Source organism: Ruegeria sp. YKSD179 (assembly GCF_059612885.1).
Genome location: NZ_JBXWRL010000005.1, coordinates 121,124 through 140,643 on the forward strand (window position 1 = coordinate 121,124; position 19,520 = coordinate 140,643).

At 52.4% G+C, this 19,520-nt stretch carries 18 protein-coding genes; 5 read left to right on the plus strand and 13 right to left on the minus strand.

The window, feature by feature from the left end; all coding sequences use genetic code 11:
• Positions 1-12 precede the first annotated feature (12 nt).
• From AC2FNE_RS04740 to AC2FNE_RS04760, 5 genes are read right to left on the minus strand one after another with little or no spacing between them, the layout of a single operon-like run.
• Complete coding sequence (locus tag AC2FNE_RS04740; RefSeq protein ID WP_170475479.1) at positions 13-633, minus strand: ImuA family protein; 621 nt, start codon at positions 631-633, stop codon at positions 13-15.
• A 58-nt stretch (positions 634-691) separates the two neighbouring features.
• Positions 692-1,279, minus strand: coding sequence for a retropepsin-like aspartic protease family protein (locus AC2FNE_RS04745; RefSeq protein ID WP_496804874.1), 588 nt, complete (start codon positions 1,277-1,279; stop codon positions 692-694).
• Between the two features lie 41 nt (positions 1,280-1,320).
• The gene (locus AC2FNE_RS04750) at positions 1,321-1,941 is read right to left on the minus strand and encodes a MarC family protein (protein WP_170475477.1); all 621 of its coding nucleotides are present in this window, start codon (positions 1,939-1,941) and stop codon (positions 1,321-1,323) included.
• Positions 1,938-2,330: an ACT domain-containing protein gene (locus AC2FNE_RS04755; protein ID WP_496804875.1), complete on the minus strand. Its 393-nt coding sequence runs from the start codon at positions 2,328-2,330 to the stop codon at positions 1,938-1,940. Before AC2FNE_RS04755 ends, AC2FNE_RS04750 begins: the two co-directional genes overlap by 4 nt.
• A complete protein-coding gene (locus AC2FNE_RS04760) occupies positions 2,327-4,177 on the minus strand; it encodes an ABC-F family ATP-binding cassette domain-containing protein (RefSeq protein WP_496804876.1) in 1,851 nt (616 codons plus the stop codon). The genes AC2FNE_RS04755 and AC2FNE_RS04760 overlap by 4 nt, the downstream gene beginning before the upstream one ends.
• Before the next feature lie 108 nt (positions 4,178-4,285).
• On the opposite strand from AC2FNE_RS04760, the gene AC2FNE_RS04765 reads away from it, so the two are divergent.
• Both AC2FNE_RS04765 and ndk read left to right on the plus strand, forming a co-directional pair.
• A complete protein-coding gene (locus tag AC2FNE_RS04765) occupies positions 4,286-5,488 on the plus strand; it encodes a multidrug effflux MFS transporter (RefSeq protein ID WP_496804877.1) in 1,203 nt (400 codons plus the stop codon).
• A 118-nt stretch (positions 5,489-5,606) separates the two neighbouring features.
• Positions 5,607-6,029, plus strand: coding sequence for a nucleoside-diphosphate kinase (ndk, locus tag AC2FNE_RS04770; RefSeq protein WP_068334875.1), 423 nt, complete (start codon positions 5,607-5,609; stop codon positions 6,027-6,029).
• Positions 6,030-6,080: 51 nt separating this feature from the next.
• On the opposite strand, the gene AC2FNE_RS04775 is transcribed toward ndk, so the two are convergent.
• Positions 6,081-6,428, minus strand: coding sequence for a TfoX/Sxy family protein (locus AC2FNE_RS04775; RefSeq protein WP_170608200.1), 348 nt, complete (start codon positions 6,426-6,428; stop codon positions 6,081-6,083).
• 482 nt (positions 6,429-6,910) lie between these two features.
• Here AC2FNE_RS04775 and AC2FNE_RS04780 point away from each other — a divergent pair, with 482 nt between their 5' ends.
• The 3 genes from AC2FNE_RS04780 to AC2FNE_RS04790 are packed head-to-tail and all read left to right on the plus strand — an operon-like array spanning position 6,911 to position 9,654.
• Positions 6,911-8,431, plus strand: coding sequence for a CHAD domain-containing protein (locus AC2FNE_RS04780; RefSeq protein ID WP_496804878.1), 1,521 nt, complete (start codon positions 6,911-6,913; stop codon positions 8,429-8,431).
• Positions 8,432-8,434: 3 nt separating this feature from the next.
• Positions 8,435-9,190 (plus strand): ParA family protein, encoded by a 756-nt coding sequence (locus AC2FNE_RS04785; protein ID WP_496804879.1) that lies wholly within the window; start codon positions 8,435-8,437, stop codon positions 9,188-9,190.
• A complete protein-coding gene (locus AC2FNE_RS04790) occupies positions 9,187-9,654 on the plus strand; it encodes a CYTH domain-containing protein (RefSeq protein ID WP_170608196.1) in 468 nt (155 codons plus the stop codon). Before AC2FNE_RS04785 ends, AC2FNE_RS04790 begins: the two co-directional genes overlap by 4 nt.
• Here AC2FNE_RS04790 and AC2FNE_RS04795 read toward each other — a convergent pair.
• From AC2FNE_RS04795 to AC2FNE_RS04825, 7 genes are all read right to left on the minus strand, one after another.
• Positions 9,651-10,976, minus strand: coding sequence for a sensor histidine kinase (locus tag AC2FNE_RS04795; protein ID WP_367648103.1), 1,326 nt, complete (start codon positions 10,974-10,976; stop codon positions 9,651-9,653). The two genes, AC2FNE_RS04790 and AC2FNE_RS04795, sit on opposite strands and share 4 nt — an antisense overlap.
• Before the next feature lie 37 nt (positions 10,977-11,013).
• Positions 11,014-11,694 carry a response regulator transcription factor gene (locus AC2FNE_RS04800; RefSeq protein WP_170608194.1) on the minus strand — a complete coding sequence of 227 codons (681 nt, stop codon included), beginning with the start codon at positions 11,692-11,694 and terminating at the stop codon, positions 11,014-11,016.
• A 162-nt stretch (positions 11,695-11,856) separates the two neighbouring features.
• Positions 11,857-13,293 carry a DegQ family serine endoprotease gene (locus tag AC2FNE_RS04805; RefSeq protein ID WP_170608193.1) on the minus strand — a complete coding sequence of 479 codons (1,437 nt, stop codon included), beginning with the start codon at positions 13,291-13,293 and terminating at the stop codon, positions 11,857-11,859.
• A gap of 750 nt (positions 13,294-14,043) precedes the next feature.
• Positions 14,044-14,643: a nucleotidyltransferase family protein gene (locus AC2FNE_RS04810; RefSeq protein ID WP_170608191.1), complete on the minus strand. Its 600-nt coding sequence runs from the start codon at positions 14,641-14,643 to the stop codon at positions 14,044-14,046.
• A gap of 31 nt (positions 14,644-14,674) precedes the next feature.
• The gene (locus tag AC2FNE_RS04815; RefSeq protein WP_170608189.1) at positions 14,675-17,092 is read right to left on the minus strand and encodes a GcvT family protein; all 2,418 of its coding nucleotides are present in this window, start codon (positions 17,090-17,092) and stop codon (positions 14,675-14,677) included.
• Between the two features lie 100 nt (positions 17,093-17,192).
• Positions 17,193-18,500 (minus strand): HlyC/CorC family transporter, encoded by a 1,308-nt coding sequence (locus tag AC2FNE_RS04820; RefSeq protein ID WP_170608187.1) that lies wholly within the window; start codon positions 18,498-18,500, stop codon positions 17,193-17,195.
• A gap of 69 nt (positions 18,501-18,569) precedes the next feature.
• Positions 18,570-19,520 (minus strand): site-specific tyrosine recombinase XerD, encoded by a 951-nt coding sequence (locus AC2FNE_RS04825; protein WP_496804880.1) that lies wholly within the window; start codon positions 19,518-19,520, stop codon positions 18,570-18,572.

The window sequence follows — 19,520 nt, forward strand, 5'->3', positions numbered from 1 at the left end:
GTTTTTTTAGGTTTATTTGGTTGCGTTTTTTGAGGCGATGCGTTGCAGGTTCAGTCCGGCGCGCGACTCGGTTTGGGTGGCGCGCCAACTTACCGGGGGCAGTGCGCGGGCACGGCGGCGGGTTAGAGTCCAGCGCCTTGCCTCGCCTTTATGGACCGCAGCCATGTGCCAGCGCGTCTCGACCCCTTGTGCGCCACCGTTTCCGGGTGTCAGCAAAAGCCCTAGTGGGGCTTGCCCCATCGTGCCGCCTTGTTCGGCAGCCAAGTGCATGCGACGCACCGGTGTCAGCCCCGGTGCGCCAGGTAGGTCGCCAATGACTAATGGAATCGCCCCGCTCCGCAGCGCCTCTTCCATACACCACAGCAGATCTTCGGCGCGGGTAGGGCGGACAAACAGGAAGCGGGCCGGATCGGCAAAGGCCATCATCCCGTCTGGGTTTAGCTGGCCGGGCTCCCATGCAGGAGAAATCCACAGGACCGGACCTTGTGTCTGACCGGCCAACCACATGGCAAAGCTGCGCCTGGCTGGACCGCAGGCCTCGTGCACGCGGGCTAGTTGCAGTGTGATCTGCGGATGAAGAGCAACCCCCGGCGTTTCACGCGCAGGTTTGCGGCCAAGAAGATGCGTAGACATACTGAAAGATTAACATTTTCCTATTTTGTTCTCAATCTGTAAAGTGACAGCAGGCCGCTTAACGGGACAAGATCAAGCGGCCATCAGAGAATTGAACCGCGGAAAAACGCTGTAGATAATCCATACCCAGCAAAGATTGGTGCAATTCACCTTCATTGACCCAGGCGGAAACATTTTTATCTGAAATTGGTCCCAGCGTTAAACTTTGAAGACGTACCGGAGCAGTACGGACTTCTCCGTTAGCTGTAAAAGCACGGCCAATATAATCAAGTTGATCGGGGTCGATCCCGACCCGTTTTGCATCCTGCGAACTTAGAACGATTTGGCTGGCACCTGTATCGACCAGAAACGTTATGGGTTCTCCATCCACCAGCATTGGAAGGTAATAATGCCCATCAACGGAACGAGGAACTTCAATCGAGCTTTCAGTGACGGAAAGATGCGCTGAAGGGCCAACAGTCGTGCGGATATCTTCCCACAGGCCGACAATAGCTATGACGCCGATAAAAATGAAAACCCAAGCCAAAGCCTGCTGCATAGTCTTACCAATCGACTGCCGGTTCTGTGTAAAGAACCACGCAAGCAAGGCCGCGCCCAGCAGGCTCAGGTAAGCCAATCTTGCTAAACTGTCGCCATCCAATCCCATGCTGTCACCCAGATAAGTTCACGTGTGCCCTATATGGGTATTTATGACGCAAAACCAAAGGCCTTGAGCCCGTCCAATATGAACTGAACTGACAGTGCCGCAAGCAACATGCCAAGAAGGCGGGTCAGGACATTCAGCCCAGTCTTGCCAAGAATTTGGCCGATCAAGCCCCCCGCCATAAAGAACGCTAGAACGACAGCCATGACCGCAAGCATGACTACGCAGGCGGTGACAATTCCCTGAATTCCTGGGTGCTCTCCTGCAAGCAGAATAATCGTCGCGATTGAACCCGGTCCGGCGACCAATGGAATGGCCAATGGGAAAACCGAAGGATCAGGATGCTCCTCCTGCTCAGCACGATCTTCCCGCCGCTTAGTCCGACGTTCAAACAGCATGTCGAGAGCGGTCAGAAACAGCAGCGCCCCGCCGGCCACTCTGAACGCCTCCATCGAGATGCCGACAAAACCAAGCACTGCCTCGCCAAAGGCGGCAAATGCAATCAATATACAGGATGCCGTCAGGCACGTTCGCAGCGCCGTTCGACGACGGTCGCGAGCGTCCATATCCTGCGTCATTGCAACAAAGATTGGCGTTGTGCCAAACGGGTCGATGACCACGAATAATGTAGTGAATGCAGTTACGAAGAACGCAAATTCCATCATTCCGTTGCGCTCTGCTGCAGTGTCATCAGAAGGTCCAACGCCGTTTGCGCCTGATGGGTAGGTACAAAGACATGGTCGTGGTGATAGCCCGCAATCACATTTGCTGGAATTCCTGATTTCGCCAAGGTGTCAGATACGGCGGCCATAAGGCCCACACCATCTAATGAGGAGTGCACTTGCAACGTTATGCAACGCATTGCGAGCGCGTCCGACGGGGCTGCATCGATTGGCACCACAAGCGAAAGACCTTCCGCTTCGACAATGCTTGCACGTGTTCCTTTGGGCCACACCTTATCTTTAGGCCAGATCACAAATGCGAACTCGCCCGGTTGGATTGCGGGGCGCATGCCTGCGATCATGGCTTTGGTTTCAAAAACGGGATCATTCATGTGGTTTCCGCCTGTTCCAGCCGTTCAGCCGCCGCGACCCACAGTGCCTCGGCTTTTTGCATTGCTTCGACCACTTCTGCAAATTTGCGGTTCCAGGTTTCCAAATCGTCGATCCTGTCGTCTTGGTACAACGCAGGGTCGGCCAGTTTCGTTGACAGTTTTTCGTGCATGTCAGTCAACTTTTCGATCCGGTCCTCGCATTTGCGCAGATCCGCGCGCATAGCCAACACTGCATCGCGGGAGGGCCGTTTGAGCTTGGGTGTCAAAGGTTTTTCTTTGATTGGTTTGTCCCGCGCCAAAAGCATTGAACGATAAGTCTCAAGATCACCTTCATAGGTTTTTACAGTGCCATCCGAGACCAGCCACAGGCGGTCTGCAACTAGTGACAGCAGGTGCATGTCGTGGCTGACTAGAATAACTGCTCCTGAATAAGCAGTTAACGCTTCGACCAACGCCTCACGGCTTTCGATGTCAAGATGGTTGGTTGGTTCGTCCAAAATCAGCATATGCGGCGCATCGATTGTTGCGATCAACAGTGAAAGCCGCGCTTTTTGTCCACCTGATAGTCGACCAACTTTGGTTTCCGCCTGATCGGCGTTTAACCCAAAACCAGCCAGCCGCGATCGCCACTTTCCAGGTGCCTCTTCCGGGCGAAGTCGCCGCAAATGATCCAGCGGTGTTTCATCGACATATAATTCATCCACCTGATGCTGAGCGAAATACCCTATCCGCATTTTCGAACTACGTGTCATTTTACCAGCCATCAAAGGCAACCTGTCCGAAAGCAGCTTTGACAGGGTCGATTTGCCTTGTCCGTTCTTGCCCAAAAGCGCGATCCGGTCATCCTGATCAATGCGGAGGTTCAACTTACGCAACACCTCAGTTTCGCCGTAGCCGGTCACGCCTCCTTCGAGCTGTATGATTGGCGGTGACAGTTCCTCGGGCTTTGGGAAAGAGAATGCGCGAAGTGCAGCCTCTTGCGGGGTCGAAATTAGTTGAATTCGCTCAATCATTTTCAGCCGGGATTGAGCTTGAACTGCCTTGGATGCCTTGTACCGAAACCGATCTACAAAGCTTTGTAGGTGTGCTATGCGCGCTTTGGCCTTTGCGTTCTCTGATTCCGCTTGTGCCAGCCGCTCAGCGCGGCGTTCGGCGAATTTATCGTAGGGCACCGAATAGTACGTTAAATTGCGGTCTTCCAGATGTAGGATCGACCCGACTGCGCGATTTAGCAAATCGCGATCATGGCTGATGATGATCACAGTGTGGGGGTATTTGGCCAGGTAACTTTCCAGCCACAATGAGCCTTCCAAATCTAGATAATTGGTTGGCTCGTCCAGCAACAAAAGATCTGGTTGCGAAAACAAGACAGCCGCCAAAGCAACCCGCATTCGCCAACCACCAGAAAAGTCCGAGCATGGCTTTAGCTGCTCATCATCATCGAACCCCAGTCCTTTGAGAATCGAAGCTGCCCGAGCCTCGGCCGACCAAGCGTCGATATCGGCAAGCCGGGTTTGTATCTCGGCAATACGATCTGCGTCCGACGCGTTCTCGGCTTCGGCCATCAACTCGCTGCGTTCGGTATCGGCGGCCAATACCGTGTTGATCAGTGATACCTCTGACGATGGCACCTCTTGCGCGACACCACCGATACGAGCACGTTTTGGAAGCGTGATTTCGCCAGACTCCAGTGCCAATTCCCCTCGGATCAGGCGGAAAAGCGTAGTTTTTCCGGTCCCGTTGCGACCAACCAAGCCGACCTTGTGACCAGCGGGTATTGTTGCGCTGGCCCCATCAAACAGCGGACGGCCTTCGATGGCATAATTTATGTTCTGGATCCTGAGCATGACGCGCTATTACCAGAGCAATAAAGTAGCCGCCAGCAGCTTGACGTGTTCAACGGATGTTCAATGTGCTAGCGCTGACCCGGCAAAATTTTTAATTCGGTTCATATCATGCGCGCGGCACGGACGCCCCCATCGTTGGTAACACTGGTATTTGCGACGGCGCTGTCGGTTTTGTCCCTGAATTTGTTTTTGCCTTCGCTCGCTCGAATGAGCGAAGATTTCCAGGTCGACTATTCGCTGATCAACATATCTGTAGCCGGATATTTAGCGGTGTCAGCCGTATTACAACTGATCATTGGGCCGCTGTCAGATCGTTTTGGTCGAAGACCGGTGTTGTTGATTTGCATGGGGCTTTTTGCATGTGCTTCGTTCGGCTGCGTTCTGGCCGAGACGATTTGGGTATTTCTTGGATTTCGTTTGTTGCAGGCATCTGTGGTTGCAGGATCAGTTTTATCCAGTGCCACGATCCGGGATATGTACCCGCCGAACGAGGCGGCCAGTAAGTTGGGGTACGTTGCTATGGCCATGGCGCTTGCCCCGATGTTAGGGCCAATGCTGGGCGGTGCACTTGATATGTTGTTTGGTTGGCGGGCGGGGTTTGTTTTTTACTCGCTAGCAGGCACAGGATTGCTGGCACTTTTGTGGGCGGACATGGGGGAAACCAATTCAGAACGCTCGTCTACTTTTAGCGCACAGTTAAGCGAGTACCCGCATTTGTTTCGGGCCCGCAGGTTTTGGGGTTATGCGCTTTGCATGGCGTTTTCAATTGGGGGGTTCTACAGTTTTATTACCGGGGCGCCGCTGGTCGCACAGGCGTGGTTTGATCTGACTCCGGCAATGTTGGGTTTGGGAATAGGCATCATTACGGGCGGGTTCATGGTCGGCAATTTCATAACGGGACGTATAGCCACGCGAACTAGGTTGACGACAATGATCCTGATAGGCCGGATATTCGCATCTGTTGGCCCGTTTGTTGGACTATCTTTGTTCCTTGCCGGCCAAGGCTCCGTGTGGGTTTTCTTTGGTTCGGCAATTTTCGTAGGTTTTGGAAACGGGCTAACGAACGCCAATGCATCGTCGGGATTAATGTCTGTTCGCCCGAAATTGGCAGGAAGTGCTGCAGGTTTATCTGGTGCTATGATCGTCGCACTTGGGGCGGTGCTCACCTCGATGACAGGTGCATTTGTTAGTCCAGCAAATGGGCCCTTTCTGGTACTGGGAATGATGTGCGCAAGTAGTTTTGTGGGGCTGCTTGCCGTGCTCTATGTACGATGGGTGGATGTGACTGACCCTTTGCCAGACGCAATCTGATCACCTGAGTGAACAGCAGCCATCATAACGCTTTTCTTAAGTTAAATACCATGCTACGCGGCGCGCGATGGATTTTGGCGTGGTGCAATCCGCGCTGGCAACTTAAGGAGAGGCCTACATGGCACTGGAACGCACATTCTCAATCATCAAACCGGATGCGACACGCCGCAACCTGACCGGCAAAATTAACGCGAAATTTGAAGAAGCCGGTCTGCGCATCGTCGCGCAAAAGCGTATCCATATGACAAAGGAACAAGCTGGCAAGTTTTATGAAGTCCACGCCGAGCGCCCTTTTTATGACGAGCTTTGCGAATTTATGTCCTCAGCTCCGGTCGTTGTTCAGGTTCTGGAAGGCGAAGGTGCCATAGCGAAAAATCGCGAAGTCATGGGCGCGACCAATCCCGCTGACGCGGCACCCGGAACCATCCGAGCTGAGTTCGCCGAGTCCGTCGGGGAAAACTCGGTTCACGGTTCAGACGCTCCTGAAACTGCCGCGGTAGAGATTGCCTACTTCTTTTCCGGAATTGAATTGGTCGGCTAGTGGGCCAACCGAAAATGTAAAGACGTCGCGCCCGATTTGTGGCGCGGCACTTTAAGTTTGTTCAAAGTCTTGAACATTAACGCGAACGCCAAGTGCATCCAGTTCTGAAATCATCTGGCTCGCCGGAGAGCTTTGCGCATTTGCTTTGATCAAGTCGAACCGCTCGCGCAAAGCTTTCTTTTCATCGCCTTTGCAATCGTTCCACGGGCGGCCCTGCAAGCCCATGACCAGAACGTAATAACCGATAAAGTGCGGTTTGGTGCCAGCAGTTAATAGCCTAGCGTATGCTTCGTCTGCTCCCAAATCTCGAAGCTCTTGCGCCGAATGAATTCCCGCGCGGGCGCAAGCGTCCTCATAGGCAGGGCCAAGGTTGCGAATGGAGGAGACAGGATCGGTCATGGCGCCGTTCTATCTGGACGCTGCCAATCTGTCACCCTGGTTTATTCATCAAACTTAAACACTTACGCTCACATTGAAATCGTGGCCAACTCATGCCGTATGGCAGTGGTTCAAAGCGGACCATAATCGACGTAAAGACGACCGTCTCTCAAGCGGTCAATTTTAAGTCAAAACACGGTCAGATTATTTTTCTGTTCTTAAAACCGGGCACATATTCGAATTGGCGAACACAGGGCTACATTTGTCAATTAATTCCGACTTATTCTTTAAGGAACCTTGATCGTATAGATAAGTTGAGATTTCATGACGTCATGCTGTCATAGGGGTGATGATGTCCAAAGTGAAAAAGAACACCTCATTAAGGTTGGACGGAAAAACTCCAAAGGCATTAAAGATCAGGGCCATCGAGGAAGGCAGCAGCGTTCAAAAATCGTTGAGACATTGGTTCAAGACTACCTGAATAAGGCGAAAAAGGGTTGAGCATGTCGGATGCAGATAACGATTTGGTAGTATTTCCCGGCGCGTTCGACTTGGATGTTGCTCTGCAAGCTGACAGTAACCTGACGCTGCAAGCTGAACTGCATCAGCAGAAAAAACCATTTGTCATTCTTGATGATCATGGCCAGTCCCTTCGAAATTCTGGATGTCTTCTGATCGAATCCGGAAATAGATTACAATTGCTGCAGCCGGACCAAGTGTGGGTTTCGCAGGCCGGCAAAGGCTATGGCAAGTTTGTGAATGAATTGCCTGATGGACCCGTTCGGGACTCCTTGGCTGGATTTCCACCGCTGCGCGCGTTGACAGAGATAGGCAGGGGGATCATCGAAACCGGCTCTTTAGCCGCGCTTGACGAATTGCAGAAAACAGTGGTCAGAGGCTCTTTTGTAGTACTAAGGTCCGATGCCGGGCAGGTTTCATTGGCTTCGATCCAAAGACTGCGTGGTTACGACCGCGCTTTTGAGACCGTTAAGGGCTCATTGCGTTCAATGGCCGGATCGCATCACGGCCTAGAAACCGTGTTCGGAGCTTTATTCCCGAATGTGGAACAATATCAAGCCAAGCCGACCATACACCTTGGCAAGTTGGAACCGGCGTCCGAGGCTGCGACGGAAATCATCCGAACTTTCATTGCCGTCGCGCGAAAAAATGAAGCAGGCGTGATTGCCGACATCGACACCGAGTTTCTTCACGATTACCGCGTGTCCTTGCGCCGAGTCCGGTCCGTATTGAGCCTTTTCAAAGGAGTTTTTTCCGACCAAGAGACTGCCGAACTTAAACGCATCTTTTCCGATCTGATGTCTCCAACCGGTCGGCTAAGGGATCTTGATGTCTATCTGCTGGAAAGAGAAAGTTACTTCAAACTTGTGCCGCCGTCTCTTCACGCCGGATTGGGCAAGATGTTTGATCAATTTGAAACAGAACGCGCACGTGAGCAGAAGAAGTTGTCTCGCAGGTTTCGGAGTGCCAGTTACGACCAGTCGATGAAAGAGCTGGCAGCTCAATTTGACGATCCAACGCGTTTGGAATTTGGCCAAAATGCCGACCTTGGTGCTTATAAATATGCTTGCTCTCTGATCTGGAAACGCTACCGAAAGGTCTGCAAGCTGGCTCGTAGTATCGATCCTGAAACCCCTGACGAGGCAGTTCATGAGTTGCGCATTCACTGCAAAAAGCTGCGGTACCTCATGGAGTTTTTTGCCCAGCTTTTCGATGCTAAGGCATTCAAAACAATTATCAAACCTTTGAAACGGCTACAGGACAATCTTGGAGATTTCAATGATTGTTCGGTTCAGCAAGACGCTTTGTTGGCTTTTGCTGTCCAACAAAGTTCCAGCTCGGGTCAAGTTGACGCGAATCTTGGATTGTCGGTTGGAGGATTGATAGCAATTCTCAACCAAAGGCAACAGGCTGAGAGGGAAAGGGTAGTCTCTAACTTCCAACATTTCGACAGTCCGGACATCCGAGAGCTGTTCTGTATCCTGTTTCAAACACCGGGGGACTGAGGAATGAAAATCATTGCCTGTTACAGCAATAAGGGCGGTGTTGGAAAAACTGCAACTTCGGTTAACTTGGCTTATGCCTGTGCACAGGCGGGAATGCATGTTTTACTGTGTGATCTCGATCCGCAAGGGGCATCTGGGTTTTACCTTCGGGTTAAACCTTCAAAGGAACTTACCGAAGCGCGTTTTTTCGAAGACGTCAAACGCTTTACCAAATCGATAAGAGCCAGTGATTTTAAGAACTTGGACGTATTACCGGCAAATATGACGTATCGCGATTTTGACGTCTTTCTATCCCGAATGCGCAATAAAAGATCGCGTTTGAAAAAGGCACTGAAGTCTGTTGGTGGGGACTACGACGTGATTGTTTTGGATTGCCCGCCAAACTTTTCGACCCTATCCGAAAACATCTTTAAGGCCGCTGATACTATTGTGGTTCCGGTTATTCCAAGTACCTTGTCTGAACGAACGTTCGACCAATTGGTCGGTTTCTTTGATGAACACAAACTTCCCAAGAAAAAACTACGCGCCTTCTTCTCTATGGTGCAGAGGCGTAAAAAACTGCACGTGGAAACGATAGCAGCCATGCGCAAGCAATACCGCAAGCGTTTTATGAGTACGAGCATCCCCTTTTCAGCTGATATTGAACGAATGGGTCTATATCGCGCTCCGGTCGTCACTTACGCCAGTCGGAGCGTTGCCGGATTGGCTTACAGGGAACTGTTCAAGGAATTGAACAAAGGGTTGGATTCAAAAAGATGAGCTTAGAAATTGAACGCAAATTTTTGGTCGCGACGATGCCTGACCTTTCGCAGACCCGCAAAGCGTTCGTGCGCCAAGGCTATTTGACCCACCCTGACGATTCGACTGAATTGCGACTTCGACAAAAAAATGACCAATATTTTATGACCCTTAAGGGAGGAGGTGACATCGCACGGGTCGAGCGTGAGGCTGAAATTTCAGGTGCGCAGTTCGAAATCTTTTGGCCTGAAACAGAGGGTAGAAGGGTAGAGAAAGAGCGCTACACTGGCTTACTGCCTGACGGGCGGACATTTGAGTTAGATGTATTCTTGGGCTCTCTTTCTTCTTTGTGTTTGGTCGAGATTGAGTTCAACTCCGAAGAAGCCGCGCGCGCTTATTCACCTCCTGATTGGTTCGGTGCGGATGTGACCGAGGATAAACGCTACAAAAACAAAACTTTGGCGATCAACGGCATTCCTAATTAGGGAGTCCGCGCCAGTTTCAAGATAGTTTCAAGCCCCGGCTGGCAATTACGTGCCATGAAAGCTCCGCCGTGCATGTGTGAAATGGCGGCGACTAAAGCCAGCCCCAAACCTGCGTTCCGTTGTGTTCTGGCTGGGTCCAGTGTGACAAAAGGCATTTGCAGGCGTGGAAGATCGGCCTCAGGCACCCCGGGTCCGCGATCTCGAACGCTTAATAGAGTGTATGGGCCATTTTCGCGGATTCCGATGGTGATTTTTGAGGCGTGCGGCGCATATCGCATCGCATTCTCCAGCAGATTGGACAGAGCTTGGGACAGCAGTGGGCGATGGCCCTGAATTGGTTCAGAAGCACCTACTACTTCAAGTTGTATGCCTTGATCGGACGCCACAGGTTCATACAGTTCCACTACGTCTTCGACTAGTTGGCGAAGGTTTATCGGTTCGAATTGCTCTCGGCCCAATCCTGCTTCGGCGCGTGATATTTCGGTCAATTGTGTCAGAACACGCAGAACATGATCGATCTCGCCAGTTGCCCGCGCCATGTCGACTTCGCGCTCTTCGTCGGTCTTTTCTGGTTCACTAAGCGCTTCGACACGTTGGCGCAGCCGCGACAGAGGCGAGCGCAAGTCATGGGCGATGGAGTTTGATGTGGTACGTAGATTACTAATCAGCTCTTCAATTCGATCCAGCATGTTGTTAAGCGTTCCGGCCACTTGATCGAACTCGTCTCCTGTTCCTCGCAATGGCATTCGAAGCGAAAGATCGCCCGAAACTATGTTGTCTGCAGTATCAGCGAAGTCCTTTAGGCGCGAGAAAACCAGCCTTGTAAGCAACCAGCCGGTCAATAAACTGAGCGCAAATGCTGTTAAAAGCGCCAGTCCGACCGTTCTGAATAAGATACGATCAAATTGCTGTCGCGCCAGGGCGTCGCGCCCGACCAAAAGACGCTCACCACCGGGAAGGCGAATTGATGCAGCAGAGATCGGCACGTATTCGTCAGTTTCGCCTTTTCGGAGCTGCAACTCGACCCAACCGCTGCCGGCTATTACATCGTCGGGCCAACTCACAAGGTTTCCGGCCAACTTGGTTCCTTGCCGACCGGTAAGCAAGTAAAGCGCGTCGCGATCCGCGGCGGTGGGAAGTCGTCGCTCTATCGCGTTCATCAGGCCGATCAAACCGCGCCGCTCATACTCGTCTGATAACCCGGTCAATTCTGCGGAGACAACGGACCTGGTTTCACTGGCGATAGTTCGGTTGGCCGTGACGTATACCATTGCCAGAATGGCCGCAGTCAACAATGTGCTGAGCACCATACTGGCCAGCACTAATCTTGTCCGGGAATTCTTTAGTGAAAGCAGAACGTTATGCATCCGAAACCATATATCCGGCGCCCCGGACGGTTTCAATTATCGGATCGTCGCCACCTTCGTCCAGCTGTCGGCGCAGTTTAGAAATATGGACATCGACGACATTCGTGTTGGGGTCGAAATGATAATCCCATACGCCTTCCAGCAACATTGTGCGGGAAACGACGCGGTTTTTGCGGCGCAAGAAAAACTCGAGAATTTGAAATTCGCGCGGCGTGAGCGTGATTTCGCGACCATTGCGTGTCACTTTGCGGGTCAGCAAATCCATCTCAAGGTCGCGACACCCCAAGGTGGCAGTTTCTTCCGACTCCTGAGGGCGGCGCAAGAGGGCTTCGATACGGGCATGGAGTTCCTGAAATGAAAACGGCTTAACCAAGTAGTCGTCTGCTCCGGCCCGTAGGCCTTTGACACGCTCGTCGACCGCACTCATGGCCGTAAGCATCAATACAGGGGTTTTTACTCCTGCAGCTCGCATCGACTTGATCAACGACAAGCCATCCAGCCCAGGCAGCATTCGGTCCAGCACAACAGCATCGAACCCGCCGTCAGTGGCATGGTACAGTCCTTCGCGACCATCAGAAGCGGCCTCGATTACATAGCCCTCTTCGCTAAAACCTTTGGCGATGAAGTCACGTGTGTCTTCGTCATCTTCAACGATCAACAGCCGTCTGCTCATGGTCGGGGCTCCCTTTACTCGCGATATAAACATAGTCTCTTCCTAAAAAAAACTGGCCGGGTGCATAGCCGCACCCGGCCTTTCCGACAGCACGTGGACAAACCGCGCTGGTCGGAATAGTGCGCCAGATCTCCCCATCACGTGGCGCACTTGGGCTTGGTGTCAGGCTATCTCGACTGCGACAAAGATCTGATTCCCGCCACGGTTGATCAACAGCAACGCAGGGTCAGTCTTTTCGCTTTCCAGCGCTGCTTTCAGGGCATCTGGCGTCACTGTGTCCTGATTTCCAATCCGAACGATGACGTCGCCACGCTGAAGTCCGGCTTTGGCTGCTGGGCTTTCAGGTTGCAATTCTGTTACAACCACACCATCCACTGTTTCGGACATGCCCATTTCAGTCCGGGTGCTTTCTGTCAGTGGTGCCACGGTAACGCCCAATGACGTGCCTTCAACCTTGTCGTCGGCGATGTTGTCGATCTGGGCTTCAGCCGATCGGTGTTGACCTATAGTCACTTCGATCTTTTGTTCTTTGCCATCGCGAAGAACGGTTAGAACGCTGTCAGATCCCACCTTGGTCGTGCCGACAAGGATCGGCAAATCGCTGCTGGAGTCGATGGCTTCATCGTTAAAGCTCAGGATAACGTCGCCCTGTTGAAGAGTTCCGTCCGCTGGGCTGCCGTCAACAACATCCGAGACCAACGCTCCCGAGGTTTCGTCAATACCGAGAGCTGCTGCCAGCTGAGGGCTGACATTCTGGATAGAGACACCCAACCAGCCGCGGCTTACCTGACCATCATCCCGAAGATCTGCGGTGATGTGTTCAACGATGTTCGAAGTAACAGCAAACCCAAGGCCCACAGAACCACCACTGGGTGAATAAATGGCCGAGTTCACGCCGATCACTTCGCCTTCCATATTGAATAGCGGACCGCCTGAATTGCCTTTGTTTATAGCTGCATCTGTTTGGATGAATTCAGCGTAAGGACCTTCAGAGATATTGCGGCCTTTGGCCGAAACGATCCCTGTGGTCACCGTCGAGCTAAGCCCAAACGGATTACCAATCGCAACAACATCTTCGCCAACGCGTATTACGTCGCTGTCGCCAAGCCGCACGGCTTGAAGGTCTTCACCGGCGTCAATCTTCAAAACGGCGATGTCGGTTAATGCGTCAGTGCCAACGACTTCCGCTTCGTATGACCGGTTGTCACTGAGACGTACAGTTACGGAACTGGCGTTGTCGACCACGTGATGATTGGTTACGATGTAGCCATCCTCATCAAGGACGAAACCGGAACCCAACCCTTGTCCAGGACCACGGTCGGGCATTTGAAAGCCTTCGGGCCCGCCAAAACGCTCGAAGAACTCACCGAATGGATGGCCTTTGAAATCAAAGTCTTGGTCACGAGCTTGCACTGGGGAAGATTTTTGTTCAGCGATGATTGTTACGACCGATGGTGAAACGGATTCCACAAGGTCGGCCAGAGCCTCGTCTGCCAAAGAGGGCAGGGCGGTCGTCGCCAGCAAGGCGGCACCAAGTGCGCCGACTCCGACCCAATTGGAAGTGCGAGGGAAAAGCAGTGAAGATTTACGGATGCTCATTATGACTCCTGTCTGTTTGGGCGGTTTGATCCGCGCTTATGGTCAGGAAATGACATCCGAGTGTTGGTGGATTCTGATCAAAAAATTAAGATACCTTAATTTTGCCACTTTTCGCGTTTCTAATACAGGATGAGAAACGAATCATGCCGACGCCGTGTGGCGAATCGGTCGTTTGGTGTCGATTTAAATGCTTATTGGCCGCAAGTGCGGATTTGATTCAATTTTGTTAACGATCAAGTCGAACAAGCTCGCTCTGTCAAGGCAATCAACTTAAAATTGTTCTCTTTGTTGTAGCCGTTGTGTGGTCTGGCGATCTAGTTCTGACAATTCAAATCGATATCTGCACAGCTATTTTATTGGATAGATAGTTGATCTGCGGGCAGGTTTTTAGAATCTACTTAAAGTAGAAACGGAGTTGGTTTGTTGTTGCGAAATTGCCAACCTGAAGGCGTCAAAATTAACCCTTTTGTCCAATTTTAGATTGTTTGTAGGCGACTGATAGGCGACGATGATCTTGCCCAAGTGAGGGGCCTGAGACACTAGGGGGTGTTGAAGGCACATCTCAGTCTCCATAGCGCGGAGCGGCATGTTAACGAGGGGGTCTTGTTTAGGTTCGGCAGCGGAATGGTCAGTAAGCCTATTAGGCTGAATGGCTGCGCTCGTTGAGATTGGTGAAAGTGGTAGTCCTGTTTTGGGCAGCAGCCCGGTCTGAAAAGACCGGGCTGTGTTTTGTTTGAAACTTACGTTAAGTCACTTTGCCCGCTTTGCCTGCCATTTTGCCCACTCTTCCGGCGTATCCAGATCCATCAATGCGTTTTGGTTGGGCAGTATCTGCAAATGTAGCCTGTCGATGTTGTTTCTAACGACCGCCTGCGCTCCGCTATCGCCGGATAACTCGGATAACTGGGGAAACAGAGAATGATGAAAAATAACCGGATGGCCGGGTTTTCCATCGTTAGTGGCTCCTCTCCAGATCAGGTTGTGTGGATGCGATATCATCGACTGTGAAACCGCCAATAGGTCATCACTTGTCAGTTCCGGCAAATCCGACAACAGAACCATAACTGCATCTGCTTTTTGGGGCACTCTGGTCAAAGCGCCTCGCAGACTAGCGTTCATCCCCTCTGAGGCGTTTGGGATTGGTTCTGCCAACACGTCCAGCCCTTTCAGAACCTCGTATCTGGGATGGGGCGCTGGAGGAAGGGCAACTATAACCGGCCCAACTGGTTCGGCAATCTGCGCCATGCGGCGAAGCAGCGGAACACCGTCAATCTTTTGCATCAATTTGTCTGCGCCGCCCATACGTTGGGACTGGCCAGCGGCCAACAGAATGACTGGTATCTTTTTCATGTCGTTACCATGTAACCCAAGCGGGGTTATGTCATCCCCGCATTCTGTCTCCGCCTGGGTCAAAAAGAGGCTCCAATATTACCCGCGCTTTTCGCATCTGCCCCAGTATTTCGATCTCAACTTCCAAGCCATCGCTTACTCGTTCGATAGGTAGAAATCCCATCGCCACGGATTTTTGAGCATAATGTGAATACCCGCCCGAAGTACAGAAACCGACAACGTTTCCATCCAACCAGATCGGTTCATAAGCATTCACATCAGCGTCGGCGGCATCCACCTCGAATGAGACGAGTTTTCTGGTCAACCCCTTGTCTCTTTCAGCCTCCGCAGGTGCACGACCAATGAAATCCGCATTTTTGGAAAACGCGATAAAACGATCCAAGCCGGTTTCAGCCGCTGTATAGTCCGGCGAAAATTCCCGCATCCATGACCCAAAGAACTTATCCAGTCTCAAGCTCATCATTGCCCGCATTCCAAACGGTTGCATACTGTGCGGCTTTCCAGCCTGCCACAATGTTTGCCAAAGTTGGCGCTGAGCCATCGGATCGCAGTAAATCTCAAAGCCAAGGTCGCCGGTGTAGCTTACCCTTTGAACGGTACAGTCGGTCATGCCAACGATCATGCGGCGGACATCAAGAAACTTGAAATCCTTGATGTCATCTCGCGTGCATTCGGCCAATACACTTGCGGCTTTCGGCCCTGCTATCTGAAAACCATTCAAACGGTCACTAACGTTTTCGACAACGACGTCTTCTTGAGCATTCCGCTCAAACCAACGCATGTGAAAAGCCTGACTGCCGTATGATGCAGTCAGTTGAAATTCGGTCTCGCTAAGGCAGCACACAGTGAAGTCCCCAATCAGCTTGCCTTTGTGAGACAACATTGGAGTTAGCGACAAGCGGCCAGGCTTTGGCATCCGGCCTGCCATGATCCGATCCAACCATGCACGGGCACCCGGACCGGTGATAAGGTACTTACCGAAGTTGTGGACCTCGTTGATGCCGACACCGTTTCGCACGGCTCGCACCTCACGCCCGGTCGCGTCAAAGGCGTCTGACCTGCGAAATGACGGTGTTTCATATCCCGGTTCACCGCACTGAGCAAAATAGTTGGGCACTTCCAGCCCGTATTGCTGTCCCCATACTGCGCCCATTTCGCTGAAAATATCATACATGGGCGTTGTTCGATTGGGGCGCGCGGCGGGCAGTTCTTCGTTTGGGTAAGCGACGCTGAAACGTTTCTGATAGTTTTCAATCACCTTGGGCCGTGTATAGCCAGGGCTAATCCAGTCTCCAAATCTAGCTACGTCCATGGCGAAGACGTCTCGTTCCGGCTCGCCTTCGATCATCCATTGAGCAAGGGTTAAACCCACGCCTCCGCCCTGACTAAACCCGGCCATCACACCGCAGGCGGACCAATAATTTCTCATCCCCGGTACTGGCCCAACCAGTGGGTTTCCGTCAGGCGCAAAGGTAAACGGGCCATGAATGACCGATTTTATGCCTGCCTTGGCAAGAACCGGAAACCGACGATAAGCGAACTCGATACTGTCAGTGATTTTGTCGTAGTTGTCAGGCAGTAACTCGTGCCCAAAGCTCCACGGCGTTCCGTCAACTGCCCAAGGTTTGCAAGGCTGTTCGTAAAAGCCGATGCAAAGGCCGCGTCCCTCTTGCCTCAAATAGCTTTCTCCGGCTGGGTCCATGACGTGTGGATGCTCTCCACCGGCGTCGATAATAGCTTCGATTTCTGGAATCGCGTCAGTTACTAGGTATTGATGTTCCATGGGGTGCAGGGGGAAATAGATGCCTGCCATTGCTCCGACTTCGCGTGCCCAAAGCCCGCCCGCGTTTACAACGTGTTCTGCATGAATAGTTCCCTTGTCCGTTACAACGTTCCATGTGCCATCGGCGCGCTGATTGGTTTCGACCACCATGCAATGAGTTTCGATTGCTGCGCCACCCATCCTGGCAGCCTTGGCATAAGCGTGAGTGGTGCCTGACGGATCAAGGTGTCCATCCAATGGATCATATAGCGCTCCAATAATGCCATCGGTGTTCGTTGTGGGCGCGATCCGCTTAATTTCCTCGGGCCCGACAATTTCAGTTTCAAGACCCATAAACCGATGCTTGGCCCGCTCGGCCAACAACATGTCGAAGCGGTCTTGGTTGTCAGCCAGAGTAATACCGCCGACATGGTGCAGCCCACAGGACATTCCGGTAATCTCTTCCAGCTCTTTGTATAATCGGATCGTATATCCTTGGAGCGCGGCCATGTTAGTGTCGCCGTTAAGCGTGTGGAAACCTCCTGCCGCGTGCCATGTTGAGCCCGAAGTCAGCTCGGACCGTTCCAATAACATCACGTCCGACCAACCTAACTTAGTCAGGTGGTACAATACGGAACACCCTACTACTCCGCCGCCAATGACGACCACCTGACATGCGTTTTTCATCTGCGCCTCCAATTGTTGCCGAGACGGTGCAAGGCAGAGCGATACTGTTCTGTCGCAGGAACGACCGAAATTGTCGTTTTCACCAAGCGAGAAACATCGTTTACAAGGGCCTGACTTTCAGGCCAGTAATCCGGTTGCCCTCGCGGGCTGTCACTTCGAAACGGAATCCATGAAATGAGAATACCTGACCGACGGTAGGGATCATCTGAGCTTCGTGAATGACAAGTCCGGCAACCGTGTTTGCCTCCTCATCGGGTAAGTTCCACTCGAGCGCGCGATTTACATCGCGGATCGTCATGGCACCTTCGACAAGATACTGGCCGTCTTCCGTTCGGGTGACAGGTACTTCTTCGTCAATGTCGAATTCGTCAGCGATTTCGCCAACGATCTCTTCCAGAATATCCTCCAGCGTGATCAGACCGCGTAACGATCCGTATTCGTCAACCACAAGGGCAAAGTGGCTGTGCATTCGTAAAAACTCCCGCATCTGGTCATCCAGCGTTGTCGTCTCGGGTACGAAATAGGGATCGTTCGCCACTTTTGAGATATCAAATGTTTTCAATCGCTCTGTGTCGCCATCTGCTCCCCCGGCTTGAGCGTACATCGCTCGAAACAGGTCCTTAGCATGAACAACCCCTACGATGTTTTCCGGTTCGTCCCGGAACACCGGCAGGCGAGTATGCTGACTTTCGAGACACTGTTTTAGAATGGCTTCGGGTTCGTCGTCAGCATCGATCATCTCGATGTTTGATCGATGCAGCATGATCTCTTCAACGGCGCGGTCTCCTAGGTCCAACGCGCCAAGAATGCGATCCCGGTCTTCTTTTTCAACGACGCCTTCGGAGTGGCCCAGTTGCAAGGCTCCAGCAATTTCCTCTCGTACTGCCAGAATGTTGCTGTCAGGGTCGATTTGCACGCCAAAAATACGTAATACACCGCGTACCAAAAGACGCACCGCAGCAACGATGGGTGAGAAAACGGTCACAACGATACTGATGACCGGAGCGACTGCTGCCGCTGCCTTTTCCGCGTTCGTAATAGCGTAGGTCTTGGGCAACACTTCCGCGAAGATCAACACCAGAAAAGTCATGACAAGGGTGGCCAAAGCGACGCCACTTTCACCGAACAGCCGTGTGAATAGGGCTGTTGCCAGCGAAGCCGCAAGGATGTTCACCAGGTTGTTGCCTAGCAGAACCGATCCAATCAGGCGTTCGTTGTCGTCGGTAATGTCCAAAGCTTTTTTAGCACCCCTCGATCCCTTATCTGCCTGCGCCCTCAGCTTGCCTCGGGATGAAGCAGTAAGCGCGGTTTCCGATCCGGAAAAAAAGCCCGAGAGCACTAGCAGGAGGAGGATGGAGCAGGAAGTGATCCAAAAAGCGCCATCTAGCAGAGAAGGAGTGGGTTCCATCGGTCCTTGATAATTACTGTTTCTGCATCCGTTATGGGGGTGCGGCCTCGTGCAATCAAGGGTTTAGCCCTAGTTCGACCCACCATCTTTGGCCAAAGGGTGGTGTTCCAGCACCAGCTTGGACAGGCGCTCGTCCAGAACATGGGTGTAAATTTCAGTGGTAGCCACGTCAGCGTGACCCAGCAGGGTCTGAATGGATCGCAGATCCGCGCCATTTGCTAAGAGGTGGGTAGCAAAGGCATGACGAAGGGTATGAGGGGTGACTTTCTCAGGTGAAACGCCGCCCTCGACCGCCAATTCCTTCACCAACAGAAAAAAACGATGGCGCGTTAGGTGCCCTGATTTTCCTCGCGAAGGGAACAGAAAACGGGATCTTTGAACGCCTTTGGCAACTGCCTGATCTTCGGCCTCATCCCGCAAGATCAACCAGGCGGCCAGCGCGTCCCGGGCTGGCGGAGACAGAGGAACCATCCTTTCCTTGCCGCCTTTACCCAAAATAAGCAACATGCGTGGATCGCCGCGTGCAGATGAAACTGGCAACGACACCAGCTCTGTCACGCGCATTCCGGTTGCGTAAAGAAGCTCCATCAAGCACGTATTTCGGATTTTGTCGCTCGTACTGCGACCTGTTCGACGAGCGGCCTCAAGCAGGCGATCTACCTCGGCTACATCTAGCGTTTTCGGCAAGCGTTTCTGCCGCCCCGGACCTTTTATCTGAATGGCGGGGTTCGTTTCGCGCCAGCCTTCCTCGAATGCAAATCGGTAAAGTTGTTTTATCGCGGATAGCCTACGTGCCAGCGTGGAGCGGGATAACCCCTGGGCATCGCAGTCAATTAGATAGCCTTCGATCTGGTCTCTGCTGGCCAAATTAAATTCAGATTTGTGGCGATCCAGCCAAGACGAAAAATCTTGCAGATCACGGCCATACGCCAGAAGCGTGTTGGTGGCCGCTCCAAGTTCGGCCGCCTGCGCTTCCAGGAATGTTGAAATCCATAAGTCCTGAGAGGCCGGTGAAGGCAT

Coding starts and splice junctions, on each gene's coding strand:
- AC2FNE_RS04740 (WP_170475479.1), bottom strand. CDS start 633: ATGTCTACGCATCTTCTTGGCCGCAAACCTGCGCGTGAAACGCCGGGG.
- AC2FNE_RS04745 (WP_496804874.1), bottom strand. CDS start 1,279: ATGGGATTGGATGGCGACAGTTTAGCAAGATTGGCTTACCTGAGCCTG.
- AC2FNE_RS04750 (WP_170475477.1), bottom strand. CDS start 1,941: ATGATGGAATTTGCGTTCTTCGTAACTGCATTCACTACATTATTCGTG.
- AC2FNE_RS04755 (WP_496804875.1), bottom strand. CDS start 2,330: ATGAATGATCCCGTTTTTGAAACCAAAGCCATGATCGCAGGCATGCGC.
- AC2FNE_RS04760 (WP_496804876.1), bottom strand. CDS start 4,177: ATGCTCAGGATCCAGAACATAAATTATGCCATCGAAGGCCGTCCGCTG.
- AC2FNE_RS04765 (WP_496804877.1), top strand. CDS start 4,286: ATGCGCGCGGCACGGACGCCCCCATCGTTGGTAACACTGGTATTTGCG.
- ndk (WP_068334875.1), top strand. CDS start 5,607: ATGGCACTGGAACGCACATTCTCAATCATCAAACCGGATGCGACACGC.
- AC2FNE_RS04775 (WP_170608200.1), bottom strand. CDS start 6,428: ATGACCGATCCTGTCTCCTCCATTCGCAACCTTGGCCCTGCCTATGAG.
- AC2FNE_RS04780 (WP_496804878.1), top strand. CDS start 6,911: ATGTCGGATGCAGATAACGATTTGGTAGTATTTCCCGGCGCGTTCGAC.
- AC2FNE_RS04785 (WP_496804879.1), top strand. CDS start 8,435: ATGAAAATCATTGCCTGTTACAGCAATAAGGGCGGTGTTGGAAAAACT.
- AC2FNE_RS04790 (WP_170608196.1), top strand. CDS start 9,187: ATGAGCTTAGAAATTGAACGCAAATTTTTGGTCGCGACGATGCCTGAC.
- AC2FNE_RS04800 (WP_170608194.1), bottom strand. CDS start 11,694: ATGAGCAGACGGCTGTTGATCGTTGAAGATGACGAAGACACACGTGAC.
- AC2FNE_RS04805 (WP_170608193.1), bottom strand. CDS start 13,293: ATGAGCATCCGTAAATCTTCACTGCTTTTCCCTCGCACTTCCAATTGG.
- AC2FNE_RS04810 (WP_170608191.1), bottom strand. CDS start 14,643: ATGAAAAAGATACCAGTCATTCTGTTGGCCGCTGGCCAGTCCCAACGT.
- AC2FNE_RS04815 (WP_170608189.1), bottom strand. CDS start 17,092: ATGAAAAACGCATGTCAGGTGGTCGTCATTGGCGGCGGAGTAGTAGGG.
- AC2FNE_RS04820 (WP_170608187.1), bottom strand. CDS start 18,500: ATGGAACCCACTCCTTCTCTGCTAGATGGCGCTTTTTGGATCACTTCC.
- AC2FNE_RS04825 (WP_496804880.1), bottom strand. CDS start 19,520: ATGCCTTCACCGGCCTCTCAGGACTTATGGATTTCAACATTCCTGGAA.